We start from the raw sequence: 9944 nt of genomic DNA on the forward strand, positions 1-9944 counted from the left end.
TGTCCGTAGCTGTCGAAGGCGCCCAAATTATTGCGCTTCGCGCGGCGCTGCCGCGGGCAGCCTTGCCGGCAGCATCTTGAGAGCCTCGCGCAGGGCTTCGCGGCCGGAGGCGAATGCCAGTGCGATGACGATGGTGATGAGGTAAGCGAGCACGGCGCCGCTGGCCAGGGCAATCACATGCTGCTGCGGCAGCTGCGGCTTGATGAACCAGATCGCGGCCAGCGCCAGATGGGCGCCAAGCACGAACGGCGTTGCCGCGCGAAGCACATGGTGCGCCTGCAGCGGTCCGCTCTTGCCGACATAGAGCCACAGGAACGGCGTCCGCAGATACTCGCTGATCGCGTAGGCTATCGCCACGCCCAGCGCGCCATAGGGCAGACCGAGCATGAAGGCCAGCACCGATGTCACCGCCGTTATGATGCCCCAGCGCATGAAATCGCCGGAGCGGCCCTGGCTGACAAAAAGCCATCCCGCCGGATTGTTGAGCGGCTGCAGCAGCCCGGCAAAGCCGAGTGCCAGGAAAATCGAGGCGCTTGCGCGCCATTGCTCGCCGAGCACGAAGGGGATCAGCACATCCGACATCGCGGTGGCGAAGGCGACGCCGGGGAGCGCCACCAGCAGGATCAGCGGCATGACGCGCAGATAGGCGCTGCGGTAGCGGTCCGGCTCGTCCTTCAGCCTGGAAAGTGCCGGAACCATCACCTTCGACAGCGGGTTGGTGATCTGGCTCAGCGGAAACAAAAGCAGCTTGTAGGCGCGGTCATAGAGACCGAGCTGCGCCTCGCCCCAGTATTTGCCGATCAGCACGTTGTCGAGGTTGCGGGCAAAGAAATTGGCGAAGTTGAAGCCGGTGATGCCGGCGCCGAAATTGATCAATTCGCTGATGCCGGCGACCTTGCGCGGCAGGCCCGGACGCCAGCGTGAGCTCGCCCAGTAGCAGAGCGTCGGCAGCACGGCACCGGTCAGCGTGCCGGCAAACAGCGCCCAATAAGAGCGGTCGATGAAGGTCCAGGCGATCGAGACAGTGAGCCCGGCGATGGCGCTGGCGACGTCGATGACGGCCAGCCGGCCGAACTGCATGCGGCGCGTCAAGAGCGCCAGATGCTGCGCACCCAGCCCATAGGCCATGATCTGCAAGCCAAACGCGGCCACCAGGCCGGTCACGCGCGGCTCGCCATAGAAGGCGGCGACCAGCGGCGCGGTACCCGCAAGCACACAGGCCAGGATCGCGCTGACGGCGACATTGATCCAGAAGAGGTAGTTCACCTCCTCATGCCGGATGCCGCTTTTCTGGATTGTCGCCTGGGTCAGGCCGAAATCCTGGAACAGCGCGATGAAGGCCAGCACCGGCGCGCACATCGCCACGACACCGAAATCCTGTGGCGACAACAGCCGCGACAGCACGATGACGGACAGGATCTGGGTCGCGACCCGCACCGATTGCGCCATGGCCGTGACAACTGCGCCGCGCCCAACCGATTTGCGCAAAGAGCCTTCTGGCGGATCAAATGCATTGGCTTCCAAATTCAGGATTCCTGATTTTTTGCGCGGATTCCAAACTCGAAAATCCACGACCGCCGCCGACCACAAACTACGACAATAATTTTGCAGTGCAACAGAAAACGTGGATCGTTGCACCAAAAATGTTGCGATGCAGCAAGAGGTGTACTAGCATTCCCATGGGTGGGCCAACAGCGGTCGAGTTTCATGCTGCATGTCTTGTACCTTGTGCACGACGTCTCCGACCCGGCCGTGCGCCGGCGGATTACGATGCTCAGGGCAGGTGGGGCCCAGGTCACCTTGGCCGGCTTCCGTCGCACCACGAATCCGATTGCGGATGTCGAGGGATTGCGGCCGATCGACCTTGGCGCGACGCGTGACGGGCGATTCGGCCAGCGCCTCGCGGCGGTCGCCAAGGCGGCTCTATCGATCGGCTCGAAACTTGGCGGCATGCCGAGACCCGATCTCATCATTGCGCGCAACCTGGAAATGCTGGCGCTCGCCCGCCGCGCCCGGTCAGCCTTCGGTGCGTCGGTGCCGATCGTATATGAGTGCCTCGACATTCATCGCCTTGTGCTGCGCAACGATGTCCTGGGCAAGGCGCTGCGCGCCACGGAACGCTTTCTGGCAAGGGATGTGAAGCTGCTGGTGACCAGTTCGCCGGCCTTCATCGCCAATTATTTCAAGCCGTTCGGCCAGGTCGCGGCACCCATCGATCTGGTCGAAAACAAGTACTTCGAGGCCGCGGCGATCTTGCCCGGCGCCCCCGAGGCATTGGAGAGTCCGGTCGGCCCGCCATGGCGGATCGGCTGGTTCGGCGCCTTGCGCTGCCGCCGTTCGCTCGAACTGCTGGCCGATTTCTCCCGCCGCATGGAGGGACGTTTCGAGATCGTGCTGCGCGGCCGTCCGGCTTTGTCCGAATTCCCGGATTTCCATGGCTTCGTCGAAGCCGAACCATGGCTGTCGTTTCGCGGGCCCTACCGCAACCCGGAGGACATGGCGGCGATTTATAACGACGTCCATTTTTCCTGGGCGATCGACTTTTTCGAAGCAGGGCAAAACTCCGAATGGCTTCTGCCAAACCGGCTCTATGAAGGCTGCCGTTTCGCCGCGGTGCCGATCTCGATGGGCAACACCGAGACTGGGCGGTTCCTCAAACAGCAGGATATCGGCGTGCTCCTGCCCGATGCGTCGCCCGATGCGCTCGAAGCCGCGCTAGGCAAGATGGAGGAGCATCGCTTCGCCAGGCTGAAGGGGCGTGTTCTGGCCCGCAATCCGAGGACCTGGAGCTACGATCGCAGCGATTGCCGGGCGCTCGTCGAACGGCTGCGCAGCCTGACCGCCGTGCCCGGCCCCTTTGCAGCGGAGGCATTGGCATAGGATGGCCAGAGATGGACAGAGGCAAGATGGACTGATGACGCAGACCGAGAAAACATCATCCAGCCTGATCGTTATCCCATGCCTGAACGAAGCCGCCCATATCGGCGCGCTGCTCGATCAATTGCGACCCGCTGCAGCCAGGCTTGACGCCCGGATCATCGTCGCCGATGGCGGCAGCACCGACGGTACGCTGGCCATCGTCCAGGACATCGTTGCGAAGGACAAGCGCGTTATCCTGCTTCACAATGAGCGGCGCATCCAGAGTGCGGCGATCAATCTCGTCGTCGGCACGTTCGGTGAGGGTACCGACTATCTCATCCGCATCGATGCGCATGGCGGCTATCCCGACGACTATTGTGACCGGCTGGTCGAGGAGGCATTGGCCACCGGAGCGGATTCGGTTGTGGTTTCGATGCTGACCAGCGGCAGCAGCACCGTGCAGAAGGCGGCCGCCGCGGCACAGAACTCCAAGCTCGGCACCGGTGGCTCGAAACATCGGCACCTTTCGGGGGGAGAGTGGATCGACCACGGCCATCACGCTCTGATGCGGATATCGGCCTTCGGGGCAGTCGGCGGTTATGACGAGACGTTCAGCCACAACGAAGATGCAGAACTCGATTACCGGCTGAGACAAGCCGGCTACAAGATTTGGATGAGCGGCAAGACGCAGATGATCTACTATCCGCGCGCCTCGCTCTCCGGCCTCTATTTCCAGTATCTTGGCTATGGCCGCGGCCGTGCCAAGAACGTGCTGAAGCACCGCGTCATCCCAAAAGTCCGGCAGATGGTGCCGCTGCTGGTGTTTCCGGTCGTGCTGCTGGCGGTCTTGTCTTTCGTGTACTGGCTGGCGGCGGTGCCGCTGCTGATCTGGGCATCGGTGTGCCTGGGCTATGGCCTGTGGACGGCCATCCGCCAGCGCAATGCGGATATCGCGCTTGCCGGTGTTTCGGCGATGGTCATGCATCTGGGCTGGTCGGTCGGCTTCTGGCTGCAGCTTCTCGGCCTCGGCTCTCGGCGCGGGGTGGCGTGATGGCGTTGCAGGCCAAGAACCGCAGCATCGACATCGGCGTCTGCACGTTCCGGCGACCGGAACTGGCCGACACGCTGCGCTCGCTCGACGCCATGGATATGCCGACGGGATTCGATATCCGCATCATCGTCGCCGACAATGACGACACCCCGACCGCTCGCGACCTGGTGGCGGTGCTGTCGCGGGAATTGACGGTGCCGATCCACTATCAACATGCTCCGGCGCGCAACATCTCGATCGCTCGCAACGCCTGCCTCGACGCCAGTACGGCGGATTTCGTCGCCTTCATCGACGACGACGAGACCGCCACGCCCGCATGGCTCGCCGAGCTGGTCGCGATGGCTGAAACCAGCGGTGCCGCCGCCGTGCTCGGCCCTGTCAGGGCGCGCTATCGCCAGGATGCACCGGACTGGATGCGGCGCGGCGACTTCCATTCGACCTTGCCCGTCTGGGTGCGCGGCGAGATCCAGACGGGCTACACCTGCAACGTTCTGCTGCGGATGGGATCGGACAGCCTGCGCGGCCGCCGTTTCGGCCTGGCGCGCGGCCAGACCGGTGGCGAAGACACCGAATTCTTCGACCAGATGCACAAGGCCGGCGGCCGCATCGCTTTTGCGCCGGAAGCTTGGGTCGACGAGGTGGTGCCGCGCTCAAGAGCGGCATTCGACTGGCTCGGCCGCCGCCGCTTCCGCGTTGGGCAGACGCATGGCCATCTTCTGGGTAGTAGCGCCAGCGGCATCGGTCTGGTCAAGCAGGTCGGGCTGGCGTCGGCAAAGGCCCTCTATTGCTTCGCTTCGGCACTTCCGGTCGTCATCAGTCCGGTCCGCAGGAACCGAAGCGTGCTGCGCGGCATTATGCATGTCGGCGTAGTCAGTGGCCTTGTCGGCATCCGCGAAATCCGCCTTTACGGTCAGCCTTCGCCACAGGAAGGAGGCAAGCGTGCAGCCTGATGTCAGCTTCGTGATTGCCGCCTTCAACGCCGAGGCGACCCTCGACCGGGCGATCGCCAGCGCCATCGCCCAGAAAAACGTCAGCGTCGAAATCATCGTTGTCGACGACAAGTCGCGCGACGCGACGCTCGACGTGGCGCGGGCCTACGCGCAGGATATCGTCAGCGTCGTCGCCCTGGCCAGCAATCGCGGCCCTGGCGGCGCCAGGAATGCAGGCCTCGATGCCGCCCGAGGCAGATGGATCGCGGTTCTCGATTCCGATGACGCGGTCTTTCCCGACCGGCTCGCCGCAATGATCGCTCGTGCTGAAAGAGCAGGTGCCCAGATCGCCGTCGACAATCTGCAGGTCATTCGTGAGGACGGTGTCGTCGAGGACGCGATGTTCCCGCGGCATTATCTGGAAGGCTTGCGCGAAATTTCGCTGGCCACCTACATCGCCGGCAACGTCGTCTTCGAATCGAAGTTCAATCTCGGCTACCTCAAGCCGATCTTCCAGCGCGAGTTCCTGAACGAGAACCAGCTTCGTTATGATGAAAAACTGAGGATCGGCGAAGACTACATCCTGTTTGCCGGCGCCCTGGCCAAGGGCGGCAAATGCGTGGTCGAACCTGATATCGGCTATGCCTACCATATCCGTAGCGGTTCCATCTCGCGCGTGCTCGAGCTTCACCACGTCGAAGCGATGCTCAGGGCAGATGCGGTGTTCGCTCAAACCCATCAGATGGATGAGGCCGCGCAGGCCGCCTTCGCTCGACGCGGTCGCAGCCTGCGCAAGGCCGCGTCGTTCCTGTCGATGGTTCAGCACATCAAGGCGCGGTCCCCGCTAAAGGCGATCTGGACAGCGCTCAGCGACCCGGCGGCGGTCAGGCATATGGGCATGCCGATCGCGGTGCGGTTCCGAAGAATGGCGGCACAGTTTGCCGTTGGGGCGGGGAGGTGAAGATGCAGGCACATGGAGGGTTTTTTCATGGCCTGCGAATGGACTGAAGTCGATCTCCTCAGAAGGAATTTGCGATGAAGAAAATCAGGAAAGCCGTGATACCGGTGGCGGGGCTTGGAACACGGTTCCTGCCGGCGACCAAGTCGATGCCGAAGGAAATGCTTCCCGTCGTCGACAGGCCTGTAGTGCAATATGCGGTGGATGAGGCTTTCGAGGCGGGCATCGAGCACATCGTGTTCGTGACCGGTCGCAACAAGGCGGTGATCGAGGACTATTTCGACCTGCATCCGGAACTGATCGGAACCCTGGAGCAGACCGGCAAGAAGGCGCAATTGCAGTCGCTGGAAAGCCTTTTGCCGGTGGCCGGTGCCACTAGCTTCATCCGCCAGCAATCGCCGCAAGGCCTCGGCCATGCCGTCTGGTGCGCGCGCGAGGTTATCGGCAACGAGCCCTTCGCCTTGCTGCTGCCGGACATGGTCTCCTTCGGCGGGCGCGGATGCCTGGCCGAAACCGTCGACCTTTATGAGCGCACCGGTGGCAATGTCATCGCCGTCGAGCGTTGTGACCCGAGCGAGACCAACAAATACGGCATCGTTGGCCGTGGCGCCGAAATCGGCGGCGGCTTCGAGGTGACGGCCATGGTTGAAAAGCCAGCGCCGGCCAACGCGCCGTCGAATTTCTACATCAACGGCCGCTACATCCTGCAGCCCGAGATCTTCGCGCTTCTGGGCAATCAGCAGCGCGGCGCCGGCAACGAGATCCAGCTGACGGACGCCATGGTCCGTCTGTCGACGGATCAGCCGTTCTTCGCCCAGCCTTTCAAGGGCCGCATGTTCGACTGCGGTTCCAAGGAAGGGTTCATCCAGGCCAATATCGCCTTCGCGTTGGCGCGCGACGACATGAAGGGCCCGGTTTTCGAGATGCTTCAGGAGTTCGTCCGGTCGCATGAACGCCAGGAAGAAGCCGCATAATGCCCATTTTTCGGGAGCATTTTCAGATGGCTGGCGAAGAGGGGCCGACAGGCCCTCGCTGTCTGGCACGACGCGTGCATCGATTCTGGCGATGCTCCCGATCTTCGAGGGGCCTGCAAGCCAAAGCATGATTCCGGAAAGTGGGTCCCGGTTTCCGGCAAAGATCATGCTTAAACAGTAAGATAGAGCCCATTGCGATCGATCGGAATGGGACCGGCTCTAGAATTGGACCGAAGATGAATTATGCCAACTTTCCTCTCGACAAGAGGATGCCATTGCCGAATTCGGATGCAGGAGACGGCGAAGACTTCATCGATATCGAGCGGCTGCTTGGCATGGCTGCACGGCAGGCCAAGGTGGTTGCCGTGTGCGCTGTCATCGGTCTCTTCCTGGGCGTGCTCTATTTGCAGACGACGCCGCCCAAATATCAGTCGGTCGCGAGCGTGCTGATCGACGAGGGCTTGAACAAGATTGTGGACGACATCTCGGCGGCGTCGACAACCATGCAGACCGATTCCGCCATCCTGAGCCAGATCGAAATCCTGACCTCGACGCGGCTTGCCTCGGTGGTGGTCGACAAGCTGAAGCTCGACCAGAACGATGCGTTCATGAATCCGCCCGTATCGGCTCTGGCGAAGGGCGTCGGTTTTGTCCGAAGCGTGATCCAGTATGTCCGCCCCAGCCCTTCCATGCCGGGCGTTGGCGACATCAGCAAGCTCGATCCCGCGGCCCGCGACGCGCTGATCGCGACGTCGCGTCGTGACTACGCGATCCTCAAGCTGCAGAACGAGATGCAGGCAGAGCGCGTCGGCCGAAGCTATGTCATCGCGCTTGGCTATCAGGCGACGGATCCGGCCCTGGCGAACGCGGTCACCAAAGCCTATGCCGATGCCTATCTCGCCGATCAGCTCGATGCCAGCTTCGACGCCACCGAGCGGGCGGCGGTCTGGCTGCAGGGCCGGTTGACCGAACTGCGCCAGAGTTCCCAGGCAGCCTCGCTCGCGGTCGAGAAATTCCGGGCCGAACACGGGCTTGCCGCCAACAGCGATGGCCAGCTGATGAGCGACAAGCAGCTCTCCGATCTCAACGCCCAGCTCATCGTCGCGCAGGCCGACACTGCGCGCGCCAGCGCCCGCTACCAGCAGTACAAGGCGATTGTCGACAGCGGCTCCGACAATGCCTTCAAGGATGCCGCCATATCGAGCGACCAGCCGAGCAGCTCGGTCATCGCGGCGCTCAAGACCCGCTACCTGACGGTGGCCAAGCGGCTGCAGGATGTCGAGGCGAATTTCGGTCCCGAGCATCCGCAGGCGGTGGCGCTCGCCAAGGAGAAGGCCGACATATCGACGCAGATTTTCGGCGAACTGAAACAACTGACCGAAAGCTATCGCAACGAATATGAAGTGGCGCAGGCGCGCGAGACCGCGCTCAGGGCCAATGTCGCGGCCGCACAAGGCAAGAGTTCCGTCGACAACCAGACGCAAGTCAAGCTGCGTGAACTCGATCAGCAGGCGACGGCACTCACCACGCTCTATCAGACATTCCTCGGCCGCTATGAGGAAGCCGCGCAGCAGCAGTCCTTCCCTGTCGGCAAGATCCGCATCATCTCGGACGCCTCGATGCCGCTTACCGCGTCAAGCCCGCGTACGATTATCGTGCTCGGACTTTCGCTGGTTCTTGGCACGCTGATGGGCGCCGGCTTCGGCGGCCTGAACGAGTTCAACGAACGGTTCTTCAGGACGGGCGAGGATGTGCGCGACCGCGTCGGCCTGAAATTCCTCGGCTATCTGCCGACGATCGGCGGCAAGCTCGGCAAGGAAGAAAAGCCGGGCGAGACCAAGATGGATACCAAGACCGCCAAATCGCTTTCGGCGGCGGAAAAGCGGGCGCGCATGCGGGTCAGCATCGATTCGCCTGCCTCGATGTTCTCCGAAACGCTGCGCAGCACCAAGATCGCCTTCGACGTCGTGTTGGAAGGGCAAGGCAGCCGCGTCATCGGCGTCATCTCGGTGCTTCCCGGCGAGGGCAAGTCGACGGTCGCGGCAAATCTCGCCGGCTTGCTTGCCGCCAACGGCGCCAAGACGCTGCTGATCGACGGCGACCTGCGCAATCCCGGCCTCAGCCGAGGCCTCGGCATGGAAGCCGAGCAAGGCTTGATGGAGGCGGTGGTCAGCGGCCAGACCTGGCAGTCCGTTGGAAAGATCGACAGGCAGACGAAGCTGGCGATCATCCCGGCAGCGCTGCGCGGCAACTTCTCGCATACCAGCGAACTTCTTTCCTCGGCCGGCATGCGGCGCTTCATCGAGAACGCCAAGGAGACGTTCGAATACATCGTCGTCGATCTGCCGCCACTCGGACCGGTGGTCGACGCCAAGGCCTTCGCGCCGCTGGTCGACGGCTTTGTGCTCGTCACCGAATGGGGCCGCACGCCGCGCGCGATGGTCAGGTCGATGCTGGAATCCGAGCCCTATGTCGCCAACAAGATCGTTGGCGCGGTGCTGAACAAGGTCGATCTGAAGAAGCTTGCCAAATACGGATCGTTCGGCGGCTCGGAAAAATTCTTCGATAAATACTCGAGCTACTATCTGGAAAAGTCGGAAGTGCGCAGCAAGGCGCCGGTCTGATATCGGCCGTTGTTCGGCCAGATACTCTTAACCAGAGCGCATCGCGTTGAGAGGGAGTCGACCGCTCTGGATGAACGGCGGTGTCGAGCCGGGTCTCGGTCGCGGGTCAGTCTGAAACCTGACCGGATTTCGCTGCCAGCGTGATCGGGTCAGTTTCGATGAGCCGAAGTGACCGCACCATATGCGCCGTTTGCGTCTTGTATCTGAGAAAATGCGGCGTGGTCAGGTGGGCTTCGTAGGCCGCCTGATCAGCGTAGCATTCGATCACGCGCACCTTTTCTGGTGCGCCTTTTTCCGACACGGCATGAAGGAAAAGTACGCCGGGCTCGTCGACCGTGAACTATCCGCAAGCCGTTGATCTGGCATGTTGATTGAGGCGGATAGCGGCTTTTGGATTGCAGGATTAGCGGTTTATGGGGGCTGTTTTCCTGCAATTCGGTTTTGCGATTCCCTTGTGCTGCGGCGCGTGATTCACTTGGTTCGGCGGCGGCGAATCGAGGGACGGCGAATGTCCAGGCCACGCGAGAAGCGCGAGACGGGAAAACAGGA

At 62.4% G+C, this 9944-nt stretch carries 7 protein-coding genes and 1 pseudogene; 6 read left to right on the forward strand and 2 right to left on the reverse strand.

Annotated elements, in window-relative coordinates:
- Positions 1 to 27 precede the first annotated feature (27 nt).
- The gene (locus tag NKJ06_RS18115) at positions 28 to 1524 is read right to left on the reverse strand and encodes a lipopolysaccharide biosynthesis protein (protein ID WP_352628154.1); all 1497 of its coding nucleotides are present in this window, start codon (positions 1522 to 1524) and stop codon (positions 28 to 30) included.
- A gap of 183 nt (positions 1525 to 1707) precedes the next feature.
- Between NKJ06_RS18115 and NKJ06_RS18120 the strand changes: the two genes are divergently transcribed.
- The 6 genes from NKJ06_RS18120 (at position 1708) to NKJ06_RS18145 (ending at position 9395) form a co-directional block, all read left to right on the forward strand.
- Positions 1708 to 2880: a glycosyltransferase gene (locus tag NKJ06_RS18120; RefSeq protein ID WP_352628153.1), complete on the forward strand. Its 1173-nt coding sequence runs from the start codon at positions 1708 to 1710 to the stop codon at positions 2878 to 2880.
- 34 nt (positions 2881 to 2914) lie between these two features.
- On the forward strand, positions 2915 to 3910 hold the full coding sequence (locus NKJ06_RS18125) for a glycosyltransferase family 2 protein (protein ID WP_352628152.1): 996 nt from the start codon (positions 2915 to 2917) through the stop codon (positions 3908 to 3910).
- Positions 3910 to 4860: a glycosyltransferase family 2 protein gene (locus NKJ06_RS18130; RefSeq protein WP_352628151.1), complete on the forward strand. Its 951-nt coding sequence runs from the start codon at positions 3910 to 3912 to the stop codon at positions 4858 to 4860. Before NKJ06_RS18125 ends, NKJ06_RS18130 begins: the two co-directional genes overlap by 1 nt.
- On the forward strand, positions 4850 to 5800 hold the full coding sequence (locus tag NKJ06_RS18135; protein ID WP_352628150.1) for a glycosyltransferase family 2 protein: 951 nt from the start codon (positions 4850 to 4852) through the stop codon (positions 5798 to 5800). Before NKJ06_RS18130 ends, NKJ06_RS18135 begins: the two co-directional genes overlap by 11 nt.
- A gap of 74 nt (positions 5801 to 5874) precedes the next feature.
- A complete protein-coding gene (locus tag NKJ06_RS18140) occupies positions 5875 to 6771 on the forward strand; it encodes a UTP--glucose-1-phosphate uridylyltransferase (RefSeq protein WP_352628149.1) in 897 nt (298 codons plus the stop codon).
- Positions 6772 to 7007: 236 nt separating this feature from the next.
- Positions 7008 to 9395 (forward strand): polysaccharide biosynthesis tyrosine autokinase, encoded by a 2388-nt coding sequence (locus tag NKJ06_RS18145; RefSeq protein ID WP_352628148.1) that lies wholly within the window; start codon positions 7008 to 7010, stop codon positions 9393 to 9395.
- A gap of 106 nt (positions 9396 to 9501) precedes the next feature.
- On the opposite strand, the pseudogene NKJ06_RS18150 reads toward NKJ06_RS18145, so the two are convergent.
- Positions 9502 to 9723 (reverse strand): annotated as a pseudogene (locus NKJ06_RS18150) (putative quinol monooxygenase); the annotation flags it as partial.
- Between the last annotated feature and the right edge of the window lie 221 nt (positions 9724 to 9944).

The organism is Mesorhizobium sp. M0293, assembly GCF_040321735.1.
GTDB lineage: Bacteria > Pseudomonadota > Alphaproteobacteria > Rhizobiales > Rhizobiaceae > Mesorhizobium.